General features: G+C 29.8%; 29 protein-coding genes, 1 tRNA gene and 1 other RNA gene. 21 read left to right on the top strand and 10 right to left on the bottom strand.

The genetic code is table 11. The annotated features are described in order from the left end of the window. Nucleotides 1-73 precede the first annotated feature (73 nt). Nucleotides 74-274 (bottom strand): molybdenum cofactor biosynthesis protein, encoded by a 201-nt coding sequence (locus tag L8W64_RS00005; RefSeq protein ID WP_133318915.1) that lies wholly within the window; start codon nucleotides 272-274, stop codon nucleotides 74-76. A 93-nt stretch (nucleotides 275-367) separates the two neighbouring features. Here L8W64_RS00005 and L8W64_RS00010 point away from each other — a divergent pair, with 93 nt between their 5' ends. Next, on the top strand, nucleotides 368-1051 hold the full coding sequence (locus L8W64_RS00010) for an aspartate/glutamate racemase family protein (RefSeq protein ID WP_263661341.1): 684 nt from the start codon (nucleotides 368-370) through the stop codon (nucleotides 1049-1051). Continuing rightward, the gene (locus tag L8W64_RS00015) at nucleotides 1051-2118 is read left to right on the top strand and encodes a tyrosine-type recombinase/integrase (RefSeq protein WP_263659689.1); all 1068 of its coding nucleotides are present in this window, start codon (nucleotides 1051-1053) and stop codon (nucleotides 2116-2118) included. The genes L8W64_RS00010 and L8W64_RS00015 overlap by 1 nt, the downstream gene beginning before the upstream one ends. 34 nt (nucleotides 2119-2152) lie before the next feature. On the opposite strand, the gene L8W64_RS00020 is transcribed toward L8W64_RS00015, so the two are convergent. After that, nucleotides 2153-3010 (bottom strand): DMT family transporter, encoded by an 858-nt coding sequence (locus L8W64_RS00020; protein WP_263672555.1) that lies wholly within the window; start codon nucleotides 3008-3010, stop codon nucleotides 2153-2155. Nucleotides 3011-3096: 86 nt separating this feature from the next. On the opposite strand from L8W64_RS00020, the gene murA reads away from it, so the two are divergent. Next, complete coding sequence (gene murA, locus L8W64_RS00025) at nucleotides 3097-4353, top strand: UDP-N-acetylglucosamine 1-carboxyvinyltransferase (RefSeq protein ID WP_263672557.1); 1257 nt, start codon at nucleotides 3097-3099, stop codon at nucleotides 4351-4353. Beyond that, nucleotides 4350-5510: a molybdopterin molybdotransferase MoeA gene (locus L8W64_RS00030; protein ID WP_263672558.1), complete on the top strand. Its 1161-nt coding sequence runs from the start codon at nucleotides 4350-4352 to the stop codon at nucleotides 5508-5510. The genes murA and L8W64_RS00030 overlap by 4 nt, the downstream gene beginning before the upstream one ends. Before the next feature lie 30 nt (nucleotides 5511-5540). On the opposite strand, the gene L8W64_RS00035 is transcribed toward L8W64_RS00030, so the two are convergent. Further along, nucleotides 5541-5837, bottom strand: a complete 297-nt coding sequence (locus tag L8W64_RS00035) for an invasion antigen C (RefSeq protein ID WP_039668370.1) — start codon at nucleotides 5835-5837, stop codon at nucleotides 5541-5543. A 109-nt stretch (nucleotides 5838-5946) separates the two neighbouring features. Here L8W64_RS00035 and L8W64_RS00040 point away from each other — a divergent pair. The 9 genes from L8W64_RS00040 to L8W64_RS00080 all read left to right on the top strand — a co-directional run bounded on the left by L8W64_RS00040 (nucleotide 5947) and on the right by L8W64_RS00080 (nucleotide 13063). Further along, a tRNA-Gly gene (locus L8W64_RS00040) sits at nucleotides 5947-6021 on the top strand. 72 nt (nucleotides 6022-6093) lie between these two features. Then, nucleotides 6094-6762: a flagellar basal body P-ring formation chaperone FlgA gene (flgA, locus tag L8W64_RS00045; RefSeq protein ID WP_220566367.1), complete on the top strand. Its 669-nt coding sequence runs from the start codon at nucleotides 6094-6096 to the stop codon at nucleotides 6760-6762. Then, nucleotides 6759-7337, top strand: coding sequence for a UbiX family flavin prenyltransferase (locus L8W64_RS00050; RefSeq protein WP_133318909.1), 579 nt, complete (start codon nucleotides 6759-6761; stop codon nucleotides 7335-7337). Before flgA ends, L8W64_RS00050 begins: the two co-directional genes overlap by 4 nt. Continuing rightward, entirely contained in the window at nucleotides 7337-7816 is a 480-nt protein-coding gene (gene coaD, locus L8W64_RS00055; protein WP_133318979.1) for a pantetheine-phosphate adenylyltransferase, read from the top strand. Before L8W64_RS00050 ends, coaD begins: the two co-directional genes overlap by 1 nt. Beyond that, a complete protein-coding gene (tmk, locus tag L8W64_RS00060; protein WP_220566369.1) occupies nucleotides 7807-8391 on the top strand; it encodes a dTMP kinase in 585 nt (194 codons plus the stop codon). The genes coaD and tmk overlap by 10 nt, the downstream gene beginning before the upstream one ends. Beyond that, nucleotides 8384-9610 carry a histidine--tRNA ligase gene (gene hisS / locus L8W64_RS00065; RefSeq protein WP_220566370.1) on the top strand — a complete coding sequence of 409 codons (1227 nt, stop codon included), beginning with the start codon at nucleotides 8384-8386 and terminating at the stop codon, nucleotides 9608-9610. Before tmk ends, hisS begins: the two co-directional genes overlap by 8 nt. Next, the gene (gene speA, locus L8W64_RS00070) at nucleotides 9607-11436 is read left to right on the top strand and encodes a biosynthetic arginine decarboxylase (RefSeq protein ID WP_133318906.1); all 1830 of its coding nucleotides are present in this window, start codon (nucleotides 9607-9609) and stop codon (nucleotides 11434-11436) included. The genes hisS and speA overlap by 4 nt, the downstream gene beginning before the upstream one ends. Beyond that, on the top strand, nucleotides 11433-12035 hold the full coding sequence (gene cysE, locus L8W64_RS00075) for a serine O-acetyltransferase (RefSeq protein ID WP_220566372.1): 603 nt from the start codon (nucleotides 11433-11435) through the stop codon (nucleotides 12033-12035). Before speA ends, cysE begins: the two co-directional genes overlap by 4 nt. Then, nucleotides 12032-13063: a UDP-N-acetylglucosamine--N-acetylmuramyl-(pentapeptide) pyrophosphoryl-undecaprenol N-acetylglucosamine transferase gene (locus L8W64_RS00080; protein ID WP_220566373.1), complete on the top strand. Its 1032-nt coding sequence runs from the start codon at nucleotides 12032-12034 to the stop codon at nucleotides 13061-13063. Before cysE ends, L8W64_RS00080 begins: the two co-directional genes overlap by 4 nt. On the opposite strand, the gene L8W64_RS00085 is transcribed toward L8W64_RS00080, so the two are convergent. Genes L8W64_RS00085 through L8W64_RS00105 form a run of 5 tightly spaced genes read right to left on the bottom strand, consistent with a single transcriptional unit; the run spans nucleotide 13056 to nucleotide 16297 of the window. Further along, a complete protein-coding gene (locus L8W64_RS00085) occupies nucleotides 13056-13673 on the bottom strand; it encodes a YggS family pyridoxal phosphate-dependent enzyme (RefSeq protein WP_133318903.1) in 618 nt (205 codons plus the stop codon). The genes L8W64_RS00080 and L8W64_RS00085 overlap by 8 nt on opposite strands. A 6-nt stretch (nucleotides 13674-13679) precedes the next feature. After that, nucleotides 13680-14927 (bottom strand): RNA polymerase factor sigma-54, encoded by a 1248-nt coding sequence (locus L8W64_RS00090; RefSeq protein ID WP_133318902.1) that lies wholly within the window; start codon nucleotides 14925-14927, stop codon nucleotides 13680-13682. Further along, nucleotides 14927-15652, bottom strand: coding sequence for an LPS export ABC transporter ATP-binding protein (gene lptB / locus L8W64_RS00095; protein ID WP_039618272.1), 726 nt, complete (start codon nucleotides 15650-15652; stop codon nucleotides 14927-14929). Before lptB ends, L8W64_RS00090 begins: the two co-directional genes overlap by 1 nt. Next, nucleotides 15645-16052, bottom strand: a complete 408-nt coding sequence (gene tsaE / locus L8W64_RS00100) for a tRNA (adenosine(37)-N6)-threonylcarbamoyltransferase complex ATPase subunit type 1 TsaE (RefSeq protein ID WP_133318901.1) — start codon at nucleotides 16050-16052, stop codon at nucleotides 15645-15647. Before tsaE ends, lptB begins: the two co-directional genes overlap by 8 nt. Next, nucleotides 16049-16297, bottom strand: coding sequence for an RNA-binding S4 domain-containing protein (locus tag L8W64_RS00105; RefSeq protein ID WP_066007995.1), 249 nt, complete (start codon nucleotides 16295-16297; stop codon nucleotides 16049-16051). The genes tsaE and L8W64_RS00105 overlap by 4 nt, the downstream gene beginning before the upstream one ends. A 115-nt stretch (nucleotides 16298-16412) precedes the next feature. On the opposite strand from L8W64_RS00105, the gene L8W64_RS00110 reads away from it, so the two are divergent. From L8W64_RS00110 to rnpB, 8 genes are all read left to right on the top strand, one after another. Then, a complete protein-coding gene (locus tag L8W64_RS00110; RefSeq protein WP_263665722.1) occupies nucleotides 16413-17633 on the top strand; it encodes an argininosuccinate synthase in 1221 nt (406 codons plus the stop codon). Nucleotides 17634-17644: 11 nt separating this feature from the next. Further along, on the top strand, nucleotides 17645-18088 hold the full coding sequence (rplI, locus tag L8W64_RS00115) for a 50S ribosomal protein L9 (protein WP_039618280.1): 444 nt from the start codon (nucleotides 17645-17647) through the stop codon (nucleotides 18086-18088). Then, nucleotides 18088-18630 (top strand): ATP-dependent protease subunit HslV, encoded by a 543-nt coding sequence (hslV, locus tag L8W64_RS00120; protein WP_263672559.1) that lies wholly within the window; start codon nucleotides 18088-18090, stop codon nucleotides 18628-18630. The genes rplI and hslV overlap by 1 nt, the downstream gene beginning before the upstream one ends. Beyond that, nucleotides 18627-19946, top strand: a complete 1320-nt coding sequence (gene hslU / locus L8W64_RS00125; protein ID WP_263672560.1) for an ATP-dependent protease ATPase subunit HslU — start codon at nucleotides 18627-18629, stop codon at nucleotides 19944-19946. Before hslV ends, hslU begins: the two co-directional genes overlap by 4 nt. Continuing rightward, nucleotides 19943-20815, top strand: a complete 873-nt coding sequence (gene era / locus L8W64_RS00130; protein ID WP_263670233.1) for a GTPase Era — start codon at nucleotides 19943-19945, stop codon at nucleotides 20813-20815. The genes hslU and era overlap by 4 nt, the downstream gene beginning before the upstream one ends. After that, on the top strand, nucleotides 20805-21815 hold the full coding sequence (locus tag L8W64_RS00135; RefSeq protein ID WP_263672561.1) for a hypothetical protein: 1011 nt from the start codon (nucleotides 20805-20807) through the stop codon (nucleotides 21813-21815). Before era ends, L8W64_RS00135 begins: the two co-directional genes overlap by 11 nt. Next, nucleotides 21778-22317: a hypothetical protein gene (locus tag L8W64_RS00140; RefSeq protein ID WP_133318895.1), complete on the top strand. Its 540-nt coding sequence runs from the start codon at nucleotides 21778-21780 to the stop codon at nucleotides 22315-22317. Before L8W64_RS00135 ends, L8W64_RS00140 begins: the two co-directional genes overlap by 38 nt. 26 nt (nucleotides 22318-22343) lie before the next feature. Continuing rightward, an RNA gene (rnpB, locus tag L8W64_RS00145) (RNase P RNA component class A) lies at nucleotides 22344-22665 on the top strand. Here the strand turns inward: rnpB and L8W64_RS00150 are convergent. Both L8W64_RS00150 and fliS read right to left on the bottom strand, forming a co-directional pair. Continuing rightward, the gene (locus L8W64_RS00150; protein ID WP_133318894.1) at nucleotides 22660-22875 is read right to left on the bottom strand and encodes a hypothetical protein; all 216 of its coding nucleotides are present in this window, start codon (nucleotides 22873-22875) and stop codon (nucleotides 22660-22662) included. The genes rnpB and L8W64_RS00150 overlap by 6 nt on opposite strands. Then, nucleotides 22872-23243 carry a flagellar export chaperone FliS gene (fliS, locus tag L8W64_RS00155; RefSeq protein WP_133318893.1) on the bottom strand — a complete coding sequence of 124 codons (372 nt, stop codon included), beginning with the start codon at nucleotides 23241-23243 and terminating at the stop codon, nucleotides 22872-22874. Before fliS ends, L8W64_RS00150 begins: the two co-directional genes overlap by 4 nt. Between the last annotated feature and the right edge of the window lie 11 nt (nucleotides 23244-23254).

A 23254-nucleotide genomic window follows, 5' to 3' on the forward strand; every position in this document is an offset into this window, starting at 1 on the left:
GACTAAAAAAGTTAAAATGATGAGTAAAAAAAGAAATTAATACAAAAGTTTAACTTGTGTGGAGTTTTTGATTTTATTTGGATTTTTGAATCAATCTTGAAAGTTGTTTTGCTAAAAGTTTAGCACTATTTTCATTTTTGCTAAGTTTTTTCATATTTTCTCTAAATTCGTAAAGTCTTTTTTCTTGTGCAAAGTCGTTATTTAAAGTATTATCTTGTTTTGAAATATTGTTTTGTTTTACTTGCTTTTGCGCGGTTTTTTTCTTAAAAAACATATCATCACCCTATTTTGTTTTTATAATTATAGCTTGATATTTTTTAAGTAAGATTTTTTTATAATTTTTATATTAATTTTAAAAGGAAAAAAATTGAAAACCATAGGTTTAATAGGCGGAATGAGTTATGAAAGCACACTTAGCTATTATGAAATAATCAATAAATTAACAAATGAAAAATTAGGAAAATTACATAGTGCTAAGATAGTTTTAACTAGTGTTGATTTTGAAGAAATAGAAGAATGCCAACGAAAGAATGATTGGCAAAAAGCAAGTGAAATTTTAACCCAACATGCCCTACTTTTGCAAAAAAGTGGAGTTGATTTTATATTAATTTGCACTAATACTATGCATAAATGTTATGAAAATATACAAAAAAACATTCAAATTCCTATCTTACATATAGCCAAAGCTATGCTTTTAGAACTTCAAGAGCAAAATATCGATAAAGTATTGTTATTGGGGACAAAATACACTATGCAAGAAGATTTTTATAAACAACTTTTAATTAACTCAAAGATTGAAGTTTTTATTCCCAAAAATGATGATATTTTAAAGCTTAATGACATTATTTTTAATGAACTTTGCAAAGGTATTATAAATGAAAAATCAAAAAGATATTTATGTGATTTGATTGCTCAATTTTCGGAGGTTCAAGGAGTGATTTTGGGTTGTACTGAACTTGGTTTGATTATAAAAGAAAGCTCTAAAAAGCTATTTGATAGTGCATATATTCATGCAAAAATGGCTACTTTGAAAGCTTTGGAGAATGAGTGATGAAATATCCTCTAGATTGTGAAGAAAATTTTGAAAAGTCATTTTTATTTTGGCTTTGTAGATATGTGAAATTTAAACTAAATTCTTTATCAAATAAAGAATTAAAAGACCCTCAAGCCTTGGCTGTAGTAAATTTAGCCTTAAGTAAGGGTGTTAAAAATATACAAGAGCTTGATGCTTATGTAAAAAAAGCAAGAAATGCAGGACTTAGCGGTGTAAATACATATTTTAATCCTTTGAAAAAACTTTATGAGTATTTGTTATTTTATAAGCTTTATTCACTAAAACAAATCGATGAAGAGCTTTTAGTAGAAATTTTAGCAAGTATTAGTGCTTCTTTGTCTGATGCGAGTAAGAAAAACTACCGTATAGCTGTGATTAATTTTTTTGCATTTTTAGATAAACAAAACGAAGAAGATCAAAAGGCGCACATTTTTGATATTAATCTTAAAAACTGGGCGGGTATAAGTGGTTCTAAGGGAGTTAAGCTACCTGAGTATATGAGTGAAGATGAAGTGAGTAAATTTTTAGATGCTATTGATAATACAGATTTTAAAAGTAATACCATACGCAATCGTTTGATTATTAAAATTATCATTTTTACAGGAATTAGGGTTAGTGAAGCTATTAATATAAAATTAAAAGATATTAGCGAAGAAAATGATCTTTATATTATACGCATTAGAGCTAAAGGTAATAAATACCGCGTTGTGATGATTAAAAAAGAGCTTATAGAACATCTTTTAAAAGATGTAAGGGTAAATTATCTTTCTTATGATGGACTTTTATTTGTCAATCGCAATGGCAAAGCCCTAACCCAAGCTTATGTTTCGCGTATAGTAGAACAAATTTTATTTAAAGCAGGAATTCGCAAGCAAAAAAACGGAGCTCATATGTTAAGACATACTTTTGCTACCCTACTTTATAAAAAACAAAAAGATTTAGTTTTAGTCCAAGAAGCACTAGGGCATGCGAGTTTAAATACTTCAAGAATTTATACGCACTTTGATAATGAAAAGCTAAAATTAGCTGCAGAGGTAGCCAAAAAACTTCACGATAGAACCTAGATAGTTTTATCTAGTATTTTTTAATCACTTATTCTTAGTGTTTTTTGGCATTTAAAAACACACTAAGAATAATCAAAGCAAAAGCAAAAAGATCAATCGCACTATAAATAGTTCCTAAAAATAAAAAACTCATAAAAGCAGCAGCCACAGGTTCTATACAAGCTATCATACTAGCTTTAAAAGCTCCTATTAATTCAACTCCTTTTAAATATAAACAAAAAGCCCCTATTGTGCCTATAAATACAATCCCACTCATAGCCAAAAAGGAATTTAAAGAAAAATCATGTTTTGGGATATTTCCTTGTAATAATACAAAAAGCAAAAAAGAAGCAAATAAACTAGCCAAACCCATGATTAAAAATAAGCCATATTTTGCTATGATAAGCCTAGCACTCAAAGAATAAAATGCCACTCCAAGAGCTCCAAAAAAAGCCCAAATAACACCTCTTATATCAAGTTTTAAATTGTTAATATCTCCATTTGTTATAAGTAAAAATAAGGCAAAAAGTATTAAAAACAAAGCGATTAGTTCTATTTTTTTAGGTAAAATTTTATTTTTAAAACACATAAAAAGCATTATGATTAATGGTGCGTTGTATTGTATCATCGTAGCAGTTCCTGCATCGGTATAATAAATAGCTTTAAAATAACCATATTGAGTTATCAATAAACCAAAGATAGAAAAAATTAAAAGAGAGCTAAGTTCTTGTTTTTGCTTTAGCAATTTTAATTTGAAATTTTTTGCACCCAAAATTATTAAAATAACACCAGTAAAAAGCAAACGATAAAAACTTACCCATTCAGCAGAATAATGATTTTTAAACAAATACTCAGCCAAAACTCCACTTATGGCCCAAAATATCCCACCAAGTATGACTAGAAAAACTCCCAAAAAACACCTTTAATCTTATTAATTTATATAATATTTGTAGTAAAATATTATTATATCATTAAATGTATATATTTTAAGGAAAATTAATGACTTATTTAGAGATTGATGGTGTTGAAAAGTTAAATGGAGAAGTGATAATAAGTGGTGCAAAAAATGCAGCACTTCCTTTGATAGCTTCAAGTATTTTAGCTAAAAATGAAGTGCAAATTTCAAATTTACCAAATGTAGCAGATATTTGCACCCTACTTTCTTTGCTTGAAAACTTAGGAGCAAATTATACTTTTAAAGACAATTTTGCAAAAATAAATACAAAACATTTAAATAAAACCATAGCAAAATACGACATCGTGCGTAAAATGCGTGCTTCTATACTTACCTTAGGGCCTTTACTAGCTAGATTTGGAAATTGCGAAGTTTCTTTACCGGGAGGTTGTGCTATAGGTCAACGTCCTATTGATTTACACCTTTTAGCTTTAGAAAAAATGGGAGCTAATATTGAGATTAAACAAGGTTATGTAGTAGCTAGTGGAGGGCTTAGGGGCGCTGATGTGATGTTTGATAAAATCACTGTTACAGGCAGTGAAAATATCATTATGGCAGCAGCCCTAGCTCATGGTAAAACTAGACTTTTAAATGTTGCTAAAGAGCCTGAAGTAGTGCAACTTTGTGAGGTTTTAGCTAGGGCTGGGCTTGATATACAAGGCATAGGATCTTCTGAACTTGAAATTTATGGCACAAGTGGAGAACTTTTAGAATTTAAACCTTTTGAAATCATTCCTGATCGCATTGAAGCAGGAACTTATTTGTGTGCAGGAGCTATCACTAACTCAAAAATCACTCTAAAAAAAGTCAATGCAAGCCATCTTAGTGCAGTTTTGGCAAAGCTAGAGCAAATGGGTTTTAGTTTTGATATTAATGAAGATAGTATTAGTATAAATCCTGCTAAAGAAATCAAACCAATTGAAATTTTAACTAGCGAATATCCAGGTTTTCCAACGGATATGCAAGCACAATTTATGGCTTTAGCTTTAAAAGCAAATGGTACAAGTATTATTGATGAGAGATTATTTGAAAATCGTTTTATGCATGTAAGTGAGCTTTTAAGAATGGGAGCTGATATAAGATTAAACGGGCATATTGCTACTATAAATGGCACTAAAGAGCTTTTGGGAGCTGATGTTATGGCTACTGATTTGCGTGCGTCTTCTGCTTTGATTTTAGCGGCTTTAGCAGCTAAAGGAACTAGTAAAATTCATAGAATTTATCATCTTGATAGGGGATATGAAAATTTAGAAGAAAAATTTAAAAAACTAGGCGCAAGTATAAGAAGGCTTGAAGAATGAGAGATATTTTTGCAACTTTAGATTTTTTAAAAGAACAAATCAAAACAAAAAATGAATTTCAAAAAGTAAATTTGACACAAGCTTTGGGGTGTATTTTATATGAAGATGTTTTTGTGAAAAAAAACCTACCCGCTTTTGATAATTCTGCCCTAGATGGCTATGCATTAAATTATACACATAAGAATGAATTGCTAGAAATTAAAGGAAGTATTTTAGCAGGCGATAAAAATGATTATATTATAGAAAAAAATGAATGCTATAAGATTATGACAGGAGCTAAAATTCCTCAAAATGCAAATACTATTTTAATGTTTGAAGAAGCTTTGCTTGAAGATGAAAAGCTCAATGCCAAAAATGCTAAAGAAAACAATGCCATCCGCTTTAAAGGCGAGGAAGCAAAGCTTGGAGAACTTTTGTTTAAAAAGGGGCAAAAAATCACTTCAGGCATGGTAGCTATGCTCGCTGCTCAAGGAATTTATGAGTTAAATGTCGTTAAAAAATTGCGTGTTGGGATTTTTTCAAGTGGAGATGAGCTTGTAGAACCTTGGGAAAATGCTGATGAATACAGCATATATAATGCAAATGCTTTTGGAATTTATGCTCTTTTGCAAGATTATGCTGATGTTGAGTATTTAGGACTTATAAAAGATGATTTAAATGCATATAAAAAGCTTTTAGAAAATAAAGAATTTGATATGCTTGTAAGCAGTGGTGGAGCTAGCGTGGGTGAGGCTGATTTTATCAAACAAGCTTTACTTGAGTGTGATTTTAGCCCTATTTTTGAAAAAGTAAATGCTAAACTTTGTAAGCATGTAAAACTTTTTAGCAAAAGCGATATGCTTTTTCTAGCCCTACCAGGAAATCCTTTAGCCTCTTTAGTTTCAACGCATATTTTTGCAAAAAATATACTCAATTTGCTTTATGGTAAAGATTTTTTGGAATTTGATAAAGCAAGATTGACTAAAGATTTAAATTTCAAAGGTCAAAGAAATGATTTTGCTTTTGGAAAATTAGTCGATGGATATTTTAAACCAAGTGAAGCTAAATTTGGCTCAGGTATGCTAAAACCTTTATGTGAAAACACGCATATTTTAATCACGCAAATTGATGATACAAAATTAGTAAAAGATCAAGAAGTTAAAGTTTTAAAAATTTAATAGGGTATTGCACTACCCTATTTTGAATGATTAACTTCTTGCTTTATCTAAAGTTTTAAAAAGATTGTTTAAGATATTTTCTTCATTTTTTTGGTATTTGCTTTGGCGTAATTTCTCCCAAGCATATACGCTATAATCTTTAGAAATCGAACCTATATTTAAATCTGTATTACTAAAAGCATTGTTGCTATCTTTTTTATACTCTTTTTCCTCTTTGTCTTTAAGTGCATTAAGTGTAGCTTGAAATTCATCTGAAGATGTGTTTTTTTCTTTGATTTTTGTCATATTGTTTAGAGCTAGCGGACTATTTTTATCATTTACTTGCATGAGAACTCCTTTTTTAAAATTTAATAATCACAAGCAAAAAACATTCCTTAATTTTAAAAACTTGACAATAAAATAAAGTTTTGATAAAATCACACTCTACTTTTAAAATGCGGGAATAGCTCAGGGGTAGAGCACAACCTTGCCAAGGTTGGGGTCGCGAGTTCGAATCTCGTTTCCCGCTCCACTTCTTTTAACTAAAATCAAACTTTTTTGATGTATTATACGATTAATATAATTTTTATAAAAGGTCGTTGTATTGTTTTTTAAGCAAATCATTCTAGTTTTATTTTTCTATACTTTTAGTTTTGCTTCAAATTTTGATGAAGTAAAATTAGCTTTGATTAAAGAATTTAAGACAAATTATCCGCAACTAGAAATCATTTCTTTGGATCTTAACACTCAATCAAGTTTGCCTGCTGATTTTAATCAATATATTTTTTTAAAGCTAGGTAATCATAATTTTGATAGAGCCGATGGCTTTATAAAGGCTGAATTTAAAACTCCAGAGCAGTTTAAAAAAAATATATTTTTTAAGTATTTTTTAAAGGCAAAATTAGAAGTTTTGCAAACTACGCGTCCTATTTCGCGTAATGAAAATTTAAGTCCTGCTAGTTTTAAAATTTTAAAAATTCCTTTTGATAAAGCCCCTCAAGGTGTATTAAAAAAAGATGAAATCGCAAATTTAATAGCCAAAAGCAATATAAGAGAAAATATGATTTTAAAATATAATATGTTTAAAACCAAAACCCTTATACAAAGAAATGATTCTGTTTATGGTATCATCAAAGATGGGGATTTAAGTATGATGATAGAATTAAAAGCCTTGCAAAGTGGGAATTTAAACCAAAGAATTCGCCTTAAAAATAAAGATGGAAAAGTCGTGCATGGTAAAGTTATTAGTAAAAATTATGTGGAGCTAAAATGAGAAAAATTTTAGTAGGTATTAGCGGGGCTAGTTCTTGCGAGCTTGGCTTTTTATTATTAAAACATTTAAAAGAAAAAGGACAAATTTATGCTATTGTGAGTAAAAATGCAAAAATAAGCTTTATAAAAGAAAATTCCCTTTTGCAAAATATAGACTTTTTGCAACACATAAAAGATAAATTTGAGCTTGAACATGTAAATTTTTTAGATAATGAAGACATTAGTCAATGCGTAGCAAGCGGATCTTTTGGCATAGAAACGACTTTTATCGCACCTTGCTCGATTAACACTTTAGCAAAAATTGCTTGCGGTATAAATGATACTTTACTTACAAGAGCTGCGGGAGTGGCTTTAAAAGAACGCAAAAAGCTCATACTTGGAGTAAGAGAAATGCCCTATTCTACTTTAAATTTAGAACAAATGGCTAAACTTTCTAGTTATGGAGTTATCATCGCTCCTCCTGTAATGGCAAGTTATGCTAAGATTGATAATTTGGAAAAACTATATGAATTTATCATAGGAAAATGGCTTGATTTAGCAAATATCGAGCATAATTTATACCAAAGGTGGCAGTGATGGCTAGTTGTGTGTATCCAGGAACATTTGATCCTATCACTAATGGACATTTAGATGTTATCATTAGAGCTAGCAAGATGTTTGAAGAGGTGGTAGTTGCTATAGCTAAAAGTGAAAGTAAAAAGCCTATGTTTAGCTTGGAACATAGAGAAAAAATGGTAAAAATTGCTACAAAAGACTTAAAAAATGTTAAAATTACAACTTTTGATAACTTACTAGTAGATCTTGCTAAAAATTTGCAAATAAATATCATTATAAGAGGCTTAAGAGCGGTGAGTGATTTTGAGTATGAATTACAACTTGGCTATGCAAATCACATGCTTTGGGAAGATTTTGAAACTATATATCTTATGCCAAATTTAAAAAATTCTTTTATTTCAAGCTCCATAGTAAGATCAATTTGTGCTCATAATGGTGATGTGAGCAAGCTTGTGCCAAAAGAAATTATACCTTTATTAAAGGAGAGAGATTGTATATAGCTTTTGAAGGGGTTGATTGTGTGGGTAAAAGCACACAGATAGAACTTTTAAAAAAATATTTTCATAATGCATTTTTTACTAAAGAACCAGGTGGAAGTGAGCTTGGAGTGCATTTGAGAAAAATTTTATTAGAAAGCAAAATACATTTTTCTAAAAAAGCTGAGCTTTTGCTTTTTTTAGCAGATAGAGCAAATTTAATCGACATGCATTTAGCACAAAATAAAAACAAACTTATCATTTCAGATCGTAGTTTTGTTTCTAATATGGCTTATGCAAGATGTGATTTTGATCAAAATATTTTATTTGAGTTAAATTCTTTTGCCACAGGTGGAGTTTTTCCACAAAAGGTTGTGTTTTTGCATGGTTCTAAAGAGCTTATCGCACAAAGACTTTCTAAAAAAGATCTAGATAGTATTGAAAAAAGAGGGGTTGAATATTTTTTAAATATACAAAATGCCCTAGAAGAAACTTTAGAGTTTTTAAAAACTAAGATAGATATAAAAATTTTAAAATTAGATGCTTCTTTGAGTATTGAAAATTTACATGAAAAAATTAAGGAATTTATAGATGATTAATGCTTTAAAAGGAATGAAAGATTTACAAGATGATCAAGCTACTCTTTATGAAAAAGTGGTAAAAACTTGTGAAGAAGTAGCTAAAAACTATGGTTTTACTTTTATTAATTGTCCGCATTTAGAACTTACTAAGCTTTTTAAAAGAAGTGTTGGAGAAAGCTCTGATATAGTTGGCAAAGAAATGTATGAATTTGTTGATAAAGCAGGCAATGAAGTGTGTTTAAGGCCTGAAGGGACAGCTGGGGTGGTAAGATCATACATAGAAGCTAAAATGGACAAGGCTCAAAGTGTTAAAAGATGGTTTTATCATGGCTCTATGTTTCGCTATGAAAGGCCACAAAAAGGAAGATTGCGTGAATTTCATCAATTTGGAGTAGAAAGCTTTGGTGTGGCAAGTGTATATGAGGATGCGAGTATTATTTTAATGCTAAATGAAATTTTTAAACGCTTAGAAATTCACACAAGTTTGAAGATTAATTCTTTAGGCTGTAAAGAATGTATGGGTGTATATAAAGAAAAACTCATAGCTTTTTTAAATTCTAAAGAAGGTTTTTGTGAAGATTGCTTAAGAAGAAAAGACTTAAATCCTATTAGAGTGCTTGATTGTAAAAATGATCATTGTCAAAGTTTAATCGAAAATGCGCCAAAACTAAGTGAAAATTTATGCTCATGTTGCAAGAAAGATTATGAAAAATTACAAAAACTTTTAAAAGAAAATGATGTTGAATTTGAATGTGATGAAAAATTAGTGCGTGGGCTTGATTATTATTCTAAAAGTGCATTTGAGTTTGTTAGCGATGAAATCGGTGCAAAAGCTGCCGTAGCAGGTGGTGGAAGGTATGATAGATTAATTGAATACTTAGATGGTAAAAGTGGTTATGGCGTGGGTTTTGCTATGGGTATAGAAAGGATTATGGCTATTTTAGAGCAAAAACAAAGCGTAAAATCAAGAGAAGGAATTTATCTTTGTGCTATGGATGAAGCTTATATAGATACTATTTTTAAATTAGCAAATACTTTAAGAAAAAAACATAAAGTATATATAAGTTATGAAGCAAAAAAACTTGCAAAGCATTTAAACCAAGCAGATAATGCTAATGCTAAAATCTTTTTGTGTATAGGTGAAGATGAAATGCAAAAAGAAGAGATTTTTTATAAAAATTTAGATAGTAAAGAAAATAAAAATATAAAATTAGCAAATTTGGAGAATGAGTTATGATTGATTATGGTATTAATATTTGGGGTGCAAATAATTTTATCATCGAAAATGGCAAAGTATGTGTAAATCATGGTAAAAAACCTGCCATTATAGATATAGTAAATACTTTGCGCGATGATGGTTATAAGGGGCCATTGTTGCTTCGTTTTCCTCATTTAATCCATAAGCAAATTGAGCAAATTTATAATAAATTTGCTAAAGCAAAAAAAGAATTTAACTATAAAGGTTCTTTTAACGCTGTATATCCTTTAAAAGTCAATCAATATCCAGGTTTTGTAAAAAATTTAGTTAATCTAGGTAAAGAATACAACTATGGCTTAGAGGCAGGAAGTAAGGCCGAGCTTTTACTAGCTATGGCTTATAATAATGAAAGTGCTCCTATAACAGTTAATGGCTTTAAAGATAAAGAACTCATAAATATGGGCTTTATAGCGTGTGAAATGGGTCATAATATCACTTTAACTATGGAAGGACTTAATGAGCTTGAAGCGATGATTGAAATTGCTAAAAATCGTTTTAAGCCAAAGCCAAATATAGGTTTAAGAGTGCGTTTGCATTCAGCTGGAGTAGGAATTTGGGCAAAAAGTGGTGGTATAAATTCAAAATTTGGTTTAACATCCACTGAGCTTATTGAAGCGGTAAATCTTTTAAAAGCTAATAAACTTTTAGAGCAATTTACTATGATACATTTTCATTTAGGCTCACAAATTACTGAAATTCATCCTTTGAAAAAAGCTCTAAATGAAGCGGGTAATATCTACACCGAGCTTAGAAAAATGGGGGCAAAAAATTTAAAAGCTATTAATCTTGGTGGAGGTTTAGCGGTAGAATACTCTCAGTTTAAAAACGAAACAAGCAGAAATTACACCTTAAGTGAGTATGCAAACGATGTTGTGTTTATTTTAAAAGGTATTGCAGAACAAAAAAAAGATTTAGAGCCTGATATTTTTATAGAAAGTGGGCGTTTTGTAGCAGCTAATCATGCTGTTTTAGTAGCGCCTGTTTTAGAGCTTTTTTCTCAAGAATACACAGAAAGCAAGCTTTTATTAAAAGATAAAAACCCAAAACTTATTGATGAACTTTATGATTTGTATAAAAACATTAAAGCTTCTAATGCGCTTGAGTATTTACATGATAGCATTGATCATATGGAGAGTATTTTAACCTTGTTTGATTTGGGTTATGTGGATTTACAAGATCGCTCTAATAGTGAAATTTTAGTGCATTTGATTATGAGAAAAGCCATTTCTTTGGTGGGTGATCAAGCTGATTTATCGAGTTTACAAAATGAAGTGCAAGAAAAATATTTAGTGAATTTTTCAGTATTTCAGTCTTTACCTGATTTTTGGGGTTTAGAGCAAAATTTCCCTATCATGCCACTTGATAGACTCAATAAAAAGCCAACTAGAAGTGCAAGTATATGGGATATAACTTGTGATAGCGATGGAGAAATTTCTTATTCTAAAGATAATCCTTTGTTTTTACATGATATTGATGTAGAAGCTGAAGATTATTTTTTAGGATTTTTCCTAGTGGGAGCTTATCAAGAAGTGCTTGGCATGAAGCATAATCTTTTTACACATCCAACTGAAGCTTGTATAAGTATTAATGAAAAGGGTTTTGAAGTAGAAAGCGTGCTAGAGGCTCAATCTATTTTAGATACCTTAGAAGATCTTGATTATGATGTGCATGCAATTATGGATAATATTAATGAAAAAATTTATGCTTCAAAACTTGTAAATGAAAATCAAAAAAAACATATTTTGGGTGAAATTTATTTATTTTTAAATGATAATGGATACTTAAAAAGTATAGGTTCTAAATGAGTATTTTTAAACTAATCAAAGAAGATTTTTCTATGCCAAAACAAAAAGATCCTGCATATAGATCTTGGATTGAATTAGTTTTTAACTATCCTGGTGTTTGGGCTGTGGTAAATTATCGTTTTGCGCATTTTTTTTATATCAAAAATTATAAACGCATAGCAAGAATGATTAGTGGAATTTCTCAGTTTTTAACAGGGGTTGATTTGCATCCTGGAGCTACGCTAGGTAGAAGGATATTCATAGATCATGCAATAGGTGTGGTAGTAGGTGAAACAGCTATAATTGGTAATGATGTGATTATCTATCAAGGAGTAACCTTAGGTGGTACAAGTTTAGATAAAAATGCCAAAAGACATCCTACTATAGAAGATGGTGTGATCATAGGCTCTGGGGCTAAAATTTTAGGTAATATTACCATAGGTAAAAATGCAAAAATAGGTTCAAATGCAGTTGTATTAAAAGATGTTGGGGTAAATTTAACAGCTATTGGTATACCTGCTTATATTAAAGAATTTCAAATAAGCCAAAAAGAGAGAATTCAAAAACTAGAGGAAAGAATTAAATTTTTAGAAGAAAAACTAAATAAAGAGGACAAATGATAGCAATTACAGGTGGAGGCACGGGAGGGCATTTGGCTATAGCTAGATGTTTATTGCAAAGTGCAAGAAAACAAGGCATAGAATGTATTTACATAGGAAGTGAAAATGGCCAAGATAGACTTTGGTTTGAAAATGAAAATGGTTTTTATAAAAAATATTTTCTAAGCTCTCAAGGCGTTGTTAATAAAAAAGGCTTAGCTAAAGTTCAATCATTTTTACATATTTTAAAACTTGCAAGAAAAACAAAACAAATTTTAAAAGAACATAATATTAAGGCAGTTTTTAGTGTGGGTGGATATAGCAGTGCCCCAGGCGCTTTTGGTGCTTTAATGGCAAATATCCCACTTTTAATCCATGAGCAAAATTCAAAAATAGGAAGTTTAAATTCAATTTTAAAGCCTTTTTCTAAAGCTTTTTTTACTGCTTTTGACGATCAGATTGATAAAGCAAATACTTTCTTTTGTCCTTATCCTATCAGCGAGATTTTTTCTCAAAAAGCAAGAGTGAGAAAAGAATTAAAAAATATTATTTTTCTTGGTGGCTCTCAAGGGGCTAAATTTATTAATGACCTTGCTTTAGAAAATGCTTTATACTTTAAAGAAAAAGGCATAAATATCATCCATCAATGTGGTAAGAATGATTATGAAAGATGTAAAAAAGCTTATGAGGATTTAAATGTCAAAGTAGAGCTTTTTGACTTCGATAAAAACATTATAGATAAAATTTCTAAAGCAGATTTAGCTATATCAAGATCAGGTGCAAGCAGTCTTTTTGAGCTTAGTGCAAATTTACTTCCTTGTATTTTTATTCCTTATCCATATGCGGCTAAAAATCATCAATATTTTAATGCTTTGTATTTAAAAGAGCGTAATTTATGTGAAATTTTAACCCAAGAAGAAAAACATCAATTTTTAAATTTAGTAGAAAATTTCTCATTAGAAGAAAAATCTATAGCCTTGCAAGGATTAAAAAGTGAAAATGGCGCAGATTTTATGATAGAAAAAGCAAAACAAATGGGGTTTATTTAAATAAAATACTCCCCAAACGCACCATATTTGAACCACATTTTATAGCTAGTTCAAAATCCCCACTCATACCCATGGAGCAAATTTTTGCCCCGTGTTTTTGTAAAATTTCATAGATTTTAAAAGTTTGCTCAAAGCTTTCTTGAACTTTTTCCTCATCCATAGAGCCTATACACATAATGCCTGTAAGGTTTAAATTTTTACACTCTTCTTGTATTTGTAAATATTCTTCTATGGCCTTATTTTGCTCTATACCACTTTTAGAACTTTCATTGGCAGTATTGATTTCTAATAAAGTATCTAATTTATAATCAAGTCTTTTATCTACGGCTTTGGCGATTTTTAAGCCATTGCAAGATTGCCAAAGTAATGGGTTTTGTTTGATTAAAAGATTGATTTTGTTACTTTGAAGATTGCCTATAAAATGCCATTTGATTTCTAAATCTTGAAGTTTTTCTTTTTTTAAAGCTAAAGCTTGGACTTGATTTTCTCCAAACTCTATAACACCTTGCTTAAAAAGCTCTCGAATTTGTTCATCTTGAACATACTTGCTAGCTGCTACTAAACGCACATTTTGTTTTATGGTTTTTTCAAAAATACTTTCTAAATTCATCTTTTCCTACATCAATTCATATAATTTTTTACGCTCACTTGAGCTTCCTATACCAAGTTGCATACGATATTTAGTGATAGTCCTACGCCCTAGTTGCACACTTGGGAATTCTTTTTGAGTGAGTTCAAGAATTTTCAAATCACTCAAAGGTTTTTTAGGATTTTCTTTTTTAATTAAATTACTAAGAAAATCTTTGATTGTAGCATTAGAAGTTTCGCCATCATCAACTGCGGTGGTAAAGAAAGATTTTAAAGGTATTAAACCTCTATCACAACTTAAGTATTTGTTTGCAATTGCCCTTGAAATAGTAGAAGCATTTCTTTCAAGATCTTGTGCTAAATCTTTAAGCTGCATAGGTTTGATGTCCCCACCCATGAAAAAATCATATTGATATTCTATAATCATAAGCCCTAGTTTATAAAGGGTAGCTTTACGCATAGCTAGCGCATCGATTAAATTTTTTGCATCTTTTAAATAAGCACTTAAAAACTCATGATCTAAACCATCTGCTTCAAAAGCAATTTCAGGATAATAATCATCATTAATTTTAATTTTAATTTCACCATTTTCTTGATAAATAAATATATCAGGAATGATTTCCATGCTCTCTTCAAAATACTCCAAAAAAGGTGGAATGGAGATTTTTTTAATTATAGCTATAGCCTTTTTATACAAAGGATCTTTGATAAAATCTTTTGCATTTTCTAAATTTAAAATTAACATTTTGCAAAACTCATAAAGCTCATCATCTAAGTCAAAATGTTCTAGTGCAAAAATAAAAGCTTCTTGATTGTCTTTTGCACCTACTCCAATAGGCTCAAGATACTTAAATCTTTGTCTGATTTTTTCTACTTCTAAAGGATCAAATTCACCTAAAATTTCTTCATCATATTCAAAATAACCTTCATGATTTAAACATTCTATGATTTTTTCAGCAATGGTTTGGGATTTTTTAGTAGGAAAAAATGGTGGTATGATTTGCTCGCTTAAAAGTTCATATACATTTTTTACTTCCAAGCTTTTTGCATCAATCATTTGCGTGGTGGTATTTTTACTAAAATACTCTTGATAATACTTGTTTTGATTGTTTGTAATGCTTGAGTTTTCTTTGATCTCTATAAAAGGATTTTCTTTAGCAAATTCATCTAAACTTTCTTTTAGATCTTCAATATTAGCTTGCAATATAGGAAGCCAAGATCTTAAGGTTTGTGATAGTTTTGCTTTTTGCGTTATAGAGGTTTTTTGTTTAAGCATTATTCAAGTCTAAACTCACTTCCAAGATAATATTTTTTAACATCTTCATTATGCGCAATTTCATTAGCATTACCACTAGCTAGCAACCTTCCGCTTCTAATCACATAAGCTCTATCGCAAATTGCTAAAGTTTCTCTTACATTATGATCAGTGATTAAAACACCTATATTCATAGCTTTTAAATCATTAATCAAGCTTTGAATTTCACTCACTGCGATAGGATCAACCCCAGCAAATGGTTCATCTAAAAGTAAAAATTTAGGATCACACATAAGTGATCTTGCGATTTCACAACGCCTTCTTTCACCCCCGCTTAAGCTCATACCTTTTCTGTGCCTAATAGGCTCTATGCTAAGTAATTCTAGCATTTGTTCTATCTTTTGTTCTAATAAATTTTTATCCTTATATATTACTTGGGCGGCTAAAAGTAAATTTTCTTCTACGCTTAAGTCTTTAAAAACACTACTTTCTTGAGGTAAATACCCAATGCCAAGCTTTGCTCTTTTATTAAGCGGTTCTTTTGTGATATCTTGTGAGTCTAAAAACACCTGTCCACTTGTTGGTAAAATAAGCCCACATATCATATAAAAACTCGTAGTTTTTCCTGCTCCATTAGGCCCTAAAAGTCCTACAACTTCTCCACTTTGCACTTCTAGCGAAACATCGTGTATGATTTTTGTTTTTTTAATGATTTTTTCTAAATTTCTAGCTTCTAGCTTACTCATGTATTATATACTTTCTTTTATTTTCATAAGGAATGATTTGTAAAATTATATTAAAAATTTGATATTTATCTAAATATTTTTTTAATTTTTCATCACCCCACTCTACCAAATGCAAACCTTCTTCAAAAAAATTTTCAATCAAGCCATTTTTTAAAAGTCCATCAAAACCTTCTTGATAAATATCATAATGATACATTTTACCTTGTTGAAAATCATACTCTTGCATGATAGAAAATGTAGGAGAATTAAGCGTTTTTTCTACTCCAAGAAATTGAGCATAATTTTGCACTAAAGTAGTTTTACCGCTTGCTAAATCCCCTTGAAGTAAAATAACTCCATTTTTAGGTAAAATTTCACAAAGCTTATAAAGCTCATTTTGGCTTAAAATCATTTCTTTCATTGGATTTTTACCACATATTTTTCTTGCATAGCTTTTGGTATGCTTTTGGTTGTTGGTATATCTAAGACTTTATAGGTATTGGTATATTCTATAAATTTAATGCTTATTTCATCGCCAATTTTTACTTCTTTACTAGCTTTAACTACTTGATTATTTATACTTACTACACCACTTTTACACATATCTTCTGAAATAGCACGACGCTTAGTAATATTAACTACATTTAAAAATTTATCTATTCTCATAAAAATATTTTATCAAAAAATACAAGAAAATGTTATAAAATGTCTAAATATTTTACATTATATTAAGCTAAATTCGTTAAATTTTACAATCATTTTTTTACAAAGAGGAAAGACAATGAAAAAAGATATTAAAAAAGTAGTTTTAGCATATTCTGGCGGACTTGATACAAGTATAATTTTAAAATGGCTACAAGATGAGTATAAATGTGAAGTAGTAACTTTCACAGCAGATATTGGACAAGGCGAAGAGCTTGAACCTGCTAGAAAAAAAGCGCTTTCTTTGGGTGTAAAAGAAGAAAATATTTTTATTCAAGATTTAAAAGATGAATTTGTAAAAGATTATGTGTTTCCTATGTTTAGAGCAAATGCTATTTATGAAGGAGAATATTTACTAGGTACAAGTATAGCAAGACCTTTGATAGCAAAAGCTTTAGTAGAAATAGCAAATAAAACTAATGCAGATGCTATTAGTCATGGAGCAACAGGTAAAGGAAATGATCAAGTGCGTTTTGAATTAGGTGCTTTGGCGCTAAATCCAAATTTAGCCATTATTGCTCCTTGGAGAGAATGGGATTTAAATAGCCGTGAAAAACTTTTAGCTTATGCGCAAAAACATGGTATTGATATAGCTAAAAAGCCAGGTAAGTCACCTTATTCTATGGATGCAAATTTATTGCATATTTCTTATGAGGGTTTAGTACTTGAAGATCCTGCTGCTAAACCTGAAGCGGATATGTGGCGTTGGGTGAAAGATTTAAAAGAAACTCCAAATGAAAGCGAAGTGATAGAGCTTGAGTTTAGTAAAGGCGATTTATGTGCTATTAATGGAGAAAAAATGTCTCCCGCGCAACTTTTGGCAAAACTTAATGAGCTTGGTGCAAAACATGGTATAGGTCGTCTTGATATTGTTGAAAATCGCTATGTGGGTATGAAAAGTAGAGGTTGTTATGAAACTCCGGGTGGAAGCATACTTTTAAAAGCACACCGTGCTATAGAAAGTATCACTCTTGATAGAGAAGCAGCACATTTAAAAGATGAATTAATGCCAAAATATGCAAGTTTAATTTACAATGGCTATTGGTTCTCGCCTGAAAGATTAATGCTTCAAGCCTTAATTGATGAGTCACAAAAATATGTAAATGGTAAAGTTAAACTTGAATTATATAAAGGTAATGTAATGGTAATAGGCAGAGAAAGTGCGAATGATAGCTTATTTAGCGAGGCTTATTGTACTTTTGAAGAAGATGCTGTGTATGATCAAAAAGATGCAGCAGGCTTTATAAGATTAAATGCTTTGAGATTTATCATCGCAGGTAAAAATGGAAGAAAATTTTAAAAAGGAAAACAATGAAAGTATTATTAATTAAAGATGTAAAAAGCTTAGGAAAAGCAGGAGAAGTTAAAGAAGTAAAAGATGGATATGGACAAAATTTTTTAATTGCCAAAGGTTTTGCCAAAGCTGCTACACATGAAGTTTTAAAACAATATGAAGCAGAGCAAAAGAAAAAGGCTGAGAATTTAAGATTTGAACTTGCAAATTTGGAAAAATTAAAAGAGGAATTATCTAAAATCACTATTTGTATAGCTAAGCCTGTAGGAGCTAATGGAAGCTTGTTTGGTGGGGTTACTAAAGATGAAATCGCACATGCATTAAAAGATCAAAAAGGCATAGAGCTTGATAAAAAAAGCCTAGAATGTGACACTATAAAAGAGCTTGGTGTGCATGAAATTTCAGCAAAATTAGGCCATGCAATTCATGCTGTATTTAAGCTAGAAGTTAAAGGAGAATAATGTTTCACGCAACTACAATTTTAGCTTATAAAGGTAAAAATAAGTCTGTAATTGGTGGAGATGGACAAGTAAGTTTTGGAAACACTGTTTTAAAAAACAATGCAGTTAAAATTAGAAAATTAAACAATGGAAAAGTATTAGTAGGTTTTGCAGGAAGCACCGCTGATGCTTTTAATCTTTTTGATATGTTTGAAAAACTACTTTCTAGTTCTAAGGGTGATTTATTAAAAGCTGCAATAGATTTTTCAAAAGAATGGCGTAAGGATAAATACCTAAGAAAACTTGAAGCAATGATGTTGGTATTAGATAGAGATCATATATTTTTACTTTCAGGAACTGGAGATGTAGTTGAGCCTGAAGATGGTGCTATAGCCGCTATTGGTAGTGGGGGTAATTATGCACTTTCTGCTGCAAGAGCTTTAGCCAAACATTCAAATTTAGATGAAGAAGAATTAGTCAAAGAAAGCTTGCAAATAGCTGGTGAAATTTGCATTTATACTAATACAAATATTAAAACTTATGTAATTGAGGATGATAAATGAATTTAACTCCAAAAGAGATTGTAAAATTTTTAGATGATTATGTAATTGGACAAAAAAACGCCAAAAAAATCATAGCAATTGCTTTAAGAAATCGTTATAGAAGAATGCAGCTTAGCTCTGAACTTCAAGATGATATCATGCCAAAAAATATTTTAATGATAGGATCAACTGGGGTTGGTAAAACAGAGATTGCAAGACGCCTTGCTAAGATGATGGGACTTCCTTTTGTAAAAGTTGAAGCAAGTAAATATACTGAAGTTGGTTTTGTTGGGCGTGATGTAGAGAGCATGGTTAGAGATTTAGCTAATGCTGCTTTAAATTTGGTAAAAAACGAAGAAAAAGAAAAAAATAAAGACAAAATTAATGAATTTATAGAAAATAAAATTTTAGAAAAACTTTTACCACCTTTACCAAAGGGTGTTAGTGAAGAAAAACAAGAAGAGTATCAAAATTCTTTAGAAAAAATGCGCGTGAAATTAAAAGCTGGTGATTTAGATGATAGCACAATAGAAGTTGAAATTTCACAAAGCGTGTTTGATACTAATCCAAATTTACCACCTGAAATGGGTGCTATGCAAGATATAGTAAAAGTTATTGGCGTGGGTAATAAAAAAGTTAAAAAAGAAATGAAAGTAAAAGATGCAAGAATAGCTTTAGCTCAAGAAGCAAGTGAAAAAATTCTTGATATGGAAAGCATTAAAGGCGAGGCTTTAAGAAGAGCTGAAAATGAAGGGATTATTTTTATCGATGAGATAGATAAAGTAGCAGTTTCAAGCTCAAATTCAAACCGCCAAGATCCAAGCAAAGAAGGGGTGCAAAGGGATTTGCTTCCTATAGTTGAAGGTAGTACTATACAAACTAAATTTGGACCTTTAAAAACTGATCATATTTTATTTATCGCAGCAGGTGCTTTTCATTTAAGCAAGCCAAGTGATTTAATCCCTGAACTTCAAGGGCGTTTTCCTTTAAGGGTTGAGCTTGATTCGCTAGATGAGGATGCTTTATATGCTATTTTAACAAGACCTAAAAATTCATTACTAACACAATACATTGAGCTTTTAAAAACTGAAAATGTAGAGCTTGTTTTTGAAGATGAGGCTATTAGAGAAATAGCAAAAATAGCAAGCAAGGCTAATGAAGAAATGCAAGATATTGGCGCAAGACGCTTACACACGGTGGTAGAAAAACTTTTGGAAGATATTAGTTTTGAGGCAGATGAATATGCTGGAAAAGTTTATAAAATAGATGATTTTAAAGTGCAAGTTAAACTTGGAGATATCATAGAAAATAAAGATTTAGCTAGGTATATCTTGTGAAAAGTGGCTTTATAAGCATAGTGGGTAGAACTAATGCGGGAAAAAGTTCTATCCTTAATTCTTTATTAGAAGAAAAAGTGGCTATGGTTTCTCATAAGCAAAATGCCACAAGAAGAAAGATTAATGCAATTATAATGCATGAGAATCATCAGCTTATTTTTATAGATACACCAGGCTTACATGCAAGCTCTAAAGCTATGAATCAGCTTATGATTGATTTGGCGATTAAAAGCATTGCAGATTGTGATGTGATTTTATTTGTGGCTAGTATTTATGATGATATTAAAGATTATGAAAATTTTTTAAGTTTAAATCCTAAAGTGCCGCATATTGTGTTGATCAATAAGGTTGATTTGGTAAAAAAAGAAGTCTTACTTAAAAAATTAAGCGAGTATTCTCAGTTTAACTCGCATTTTAGCGCTATTATCCCCTATTCTGCTAAGCAAAAATTTTATAAAAAAATTCTCTTAGATGAGATGATTAAGTATTTGCCTGAACATCCGTATTATTTTGATCCTGAGTTTATTACTACCACAAATGAAAAGGATATCTATAGAGATTTTATTTTAGAGGCCATATATGAAAATTTAAGTGATGAAATTCCTTATAGCACTGAAGTAAAAATAGAAAAAATCAAAGAGCTTGAGCAAATTTATTATATTAACGCTATCATCATTACAGATAGTAATTCTCATAAAGGAATGATACTAGGTAAAGATGGAGCTGCAATTAAGCGTATAGGTAAAGAAGCTAGGATGAAAATAGAAAAATTAGCTCAAAAAAAGGTAATGCTAAAATTGTTCGTTCAATTAGAAAAAAATTGGCATAAAAACGAGCAAAATCTCAAAAAAATCCTTTATGATGAGTAAGAAAATCATCAAAAAAGATTTTCTTACTTATGAAAAACTTTTATATGTAAAACTTACAAATCCTATTAGTGAAGATGAAATCTTAAAAAAGAGCTTTGAGGAACTTGGTCTTAAAGATGATTTTTCATATGAGCTAAAGTATTTTCAAGATAAATCTTTTACTCATGTATTTTTGTGTAAATATGAAGATATTTTAGATGTTGATTATGTAATCCCAGAACCCCTGCTCTTTGAAGTGTATTTTAGGAATGATACAAATAGTGAAAATCTTGCATTATTATTTAAGAAAAAATATATAGTTTTAGTGGAGTATTTGGGATGTGAATTTCAAAATTGCAAAGTTATGCCATTAAATACTTATAGTAAAATATATGATGAAAAATTAAAAAATACATATAAAAACATTATAAGTATAGACGATACTCAAAATCTTAGCAGTTTTGATAAATTTAATAGTAATATTTTCTATCAAAAATTATTAAAAAAATGTGATCGAGTTAAAATTAATTTTGCCAATAAAGCAAAAATAAATCATTTAAAATCTTTTAGTTTTAAAATTTTATTAGCTTTTACATGCGGGATTTTACTAGCCTTAGTTTATCCTTTGTATTTATATACGCAAAAATCATTTTATGAAAAAGAAAAAATAAAATATGAAAATTTAATCAAAAATCAAGATGATATCTTAGAGCAAGCAAAAATAAATCAAAAACAAAATCAAGAAGTTGAAAAATTACAAGAAAAAAATGAACAAAAAGTTGATTTGTTACAAAAATTTTATGCAAATACGCTCTGCTATAAGGATTTTTATAATTTTTTAAAAGTCTTAAATTCTCATCAAAGTTATATAGAAGCTTTATATATAAAAAATAATGATTTTATCATAAAGCTTAATAAAGATTATGATTTTTATGATGATTTTAAAAAATATCATTTTGTGTTAAAAAATAAAGAGATTAACGATGAAAAAATTACTCTTGTTTTTGAAAAATCTTTATGAAAATTTAGAAAATATCTTTACGAGATTATCTAAACGCGAATTTATATTGACTTTGATAATGGCTTTTGTATTTGGTTTTTTTATAATCTATATGAGTATTTTTGAGTATTTTGAAAAACAAATGAAATTGTCAAAAGATGAGTTATTTATTTTACAAGCAAAATATGAGCAAAAACAAGAATTGATTTCTGATTTTAAAGATGAAAAATTGCAATCTTTTGATAATGAAATATCCTTAGAAGAAAGTAAAGATTATCAAAGTGTTTTAAAAAATATAGAAAAAAATCTCACTAAAGTAAGGTTTTTACAAATCCAAAGTCATGAAAGTCAAGATCAGTATTTTACTTATTATGATTTAAGGTTGAGTTTTAATGGTGATTTTTATTTTTTAATGCAATTTTTGCAAGAACTAGATCCTTATATAAAAGTCAAAAATTTAGAGCTTGTAAAATATGAAAATGAATTAAAAATTACATTAAATCTTATTTTTACTCTAGTATAAAAATGATTTTTTTGATAAAATTTATCTAAACATGGCAAGCGATCGCTTCTTTTGAAGAGGAAAGTCCGAGCTGCAATAAGACAAGGATTCCATCTAATGGATGGCTAGGGTAACCTAAGGGAAAGTGCAACAGAAAGAAAACTACCATATTATATGGAAAAGGTGAAACGGTAGAGTAAGAGCCTACCAGTAGCTTTGGTAACAAAGCTAGCTATGTAAACCCAATCCGCAGCAAGAAGGGGTGGTTTTAGTCTTATAATATAACCCTTCGCTTGAACTTGTTTGCAAAAACAAGTCTAGATAAATGATCGCTCTTGACAGAACTCGGCTTATCGCCATGTTTTATTTCATATAAGCAGATGCTTTTTTGAGTTTTTGTAAATTTTTTGCTACTTCATCTTGCTTTTTTTTCATAAAAGCTATTGCCTCATTAGTAAGAGCTAAAGCCTCATTGGGACAATCTTTAAAGTCAGGTTTTTCTATGAGTTTAACTATTTTTTCCACATCTTCAGTATATACAGCTAGTTTAAATTCATCTATCCATTTTTTTTCACTCATTTTTGATGTACTTCTCTCCAAGCCTCTAACAAGCCTTTGACTACATTGATAACTTCATCTACTCTTGCTTCACTATTTTCTATATTTGCCAAAGAAAGAAGTTGTAATTCTCTAGTGTATAGGCCACTTAAGTAGTGTGCTATTTCTCCGCCTTTTTCATAATCAAGGCAATTTAACAATTCTATAAAAATAGCACTAGCTCTTTTTACATAATACACTCTTTCTTCTATATTTCCATTTTGAATAGCTATTTTTATCCTACTTGCAAAGCGTAAAATCCCGCTATATAACATCTCTATAAGTTTTTCTTGGGATTCTACACCAGTTTGATTTTGTGAATACGCATTATATACTGCACTATTTAGCATTTAAATCCTCT

Origin of the sequence: Campylobacter sp. IFREMER_LSEM_CL1097 (genome assembly GCF_025772225.1) — a bacterium.
Classification (GTDB): domain Bacteria; phylum Campylobacterota; class Campylobacteria; order Campylobacterales; family Campylobacteraceae; genus Campylobacter_D; species Campylobacter_D lari_D.

What these genes read in the sequence shown, in the direction of transcription:
- L8W64_RS00035 (WP_039668370.1), bottom strand. Translation starts at nt 5,837, where the DNA reads ATGCAAGTAAATGATAAAAATAGTCCGCTAGCTCTAAACAATATGACA.
- L8W64_RS00030 (WP_263672558.1), top strand. Translation starts at nt 4,350, where the DNA reads ATGAGAGATATTTTTGCAACTTTAGATTTTTTAAAAGAACAAATCAAA.
- murA (WP_263672557.1), top strand. Translation starts at nt 3,097, where the DNA reads ATGACTTATTTAGAGATTGATGGTGTTGAAAAGTTAAATGGAGAAGTG.
- L8W64_RS00140 (WP_133318895.1), top strand. Translation starts at nt 21,778, where the DNA reads ATGAAAAAATTACTCTTGTTTTTGAAAAATCTTTATGAAAATTTAGAA.
- lptB (WP_039618272.1), bottom strand. Translation starts at nt 15,652, where the DNA reads ATGAGTAAGCTAGAAGCTAGAAATTTAGAAAAAATCATTAAAAAAACA.
- L8W64_RS00080 (WP_220566373.1), top strand. Translation starts at nt 12,032, where the DNA reads ATGATAGCAATTACAGGTGGAGGCACGGGAGGGCATTTGGCTATAGCT.
- hslU (WP_263672560.1), top strand. Translation starts at nt 18,627, where the DNA reads ATGAATTTAACTCCAAAAGAGATTGTAAAATTTTTAGATGATTATGTA.
- L8W64_RS00110 (WP_263665722.1), top strand. Translation starts at nt 16,413, where the DNA reads ATGAAAAAAGATATTAAAAAAGTAGTTTTAGCATATTCTGGCGGACTT.
- speA (WP_133318906.1), top strand. Translation starts at nt 9,607, where the DNA reads ATGATTGATTATGGTATTAATATTTGGGGTGCAAATAATTTTATCATC.
- hisS (WP_220566370.1), top strand. Translation starts at nt 8,384, where the DNA reads ATGATTAATGCTTTAAAAGGAATGAAAGATTTACAAGATGATCAAGCT.
- coaD (WP_133318979.1), top strand. Translation starts at nt 7,337, where the DNA reads ATGGCTAGTTGTGTGTATCCAGGAACATTTGATCCTATCACTAATGGA.
- tsaE (WP_133318901.1), bottom strand. Translation starts at nt 16,052, where the DNA reads ATGAAAGAAATGATTTTAAGCCAAAATGAGCTTTATAAGCTTTGTGAA.
- rplI (WP_039618280.1), top strand. Translation starts at nt 17,645, where the DNA reads ATGAAAGTATTATTAATTAAAGATGTAAAAAGCTTAGGAAAAGCAGGA.
- L8W64_RS00105 (WP_066007995.1), bottom strand. Translation starts at nt 16,297, where the DNA reads ATGAGAATAGATAAATTTTTAAATGTAGTTAATATTACTAAGCGTCGT.
- L8W64_RS00015 (WP_263659689.1), top strand. Translation starts at nt 1,051, where the DNA reads ATGAAATATCCTCTAGATTGTGAAGAAAATTTTGAAAAGTCATTTTTA.
- cysE (WP_220566372.1), top strand. Translation starts at nt 11,433, where the DNA reads ATGAGTATTTTTAAACTAATCAAAGAAGATTTTTCTATGCCAAAACAA.
- L8W64_RS00085 (WP_133318903.1), bottom strand. Translation starts at nt 13,673, where the DNA reads ATGAATTTAGAAAGTATTTTTGAAAAAACCATAAAACAAAATGTGCGT.
- fliS (WP_133318893.1), bottom strand. Translation starts at nt 23,243, where the DNA reads ATGCTAAATAGTGCAGTATATAATGCGTATTCACAAAATCAAACTGGT.
- L8W64_RS00135 (WP_263672561.1), top strand. Translation starts at nt 20,805, where the DNA reads ATGATGAGTAAGAAAATCATCAAAAAAGATTTTCTTACTTATGAAAAA.
- L8W64_RS00005 (WP_133318915.1), bottom strand. Translation starts at nt 274, where the DNA reads ATGTTTTTTAAGAAAAAAACCGCGCAAAAGCAAGTAAAACAAAACAAT.
- L8W64_RS00050 (WP_133318909.1), top strand. Translation starts at nt 6,759, where the DNA reads ATGAGAAAAATTTTAGTAGGTATTAGCGGGGCTAGTTCTTGCGAGCTT.
- L8W64_RS00150 (WP_133318894.1), bottom strand. Translation starts at nt 22,875, where the DNA reads ATGAGTGAAAAAAAATGGATAGATGAATTTAAACTAGCTGTATATACT.
- hslV (WP_263672559.1), top strand. Translation starts at nt 18,088, where the DNA reads ATGTTTCACGCAACTACAATTTTAGCTTATAAAGGTAAAAATAAGTCT.
- L8W64_RS00090 (WP_133318902.1), bottom strand. Translation starts at nt 14,927, where the DNA reads ATGCTTAAACAAAAAACCTCTATAACGCAAAAAGCAAAACTATCACAA.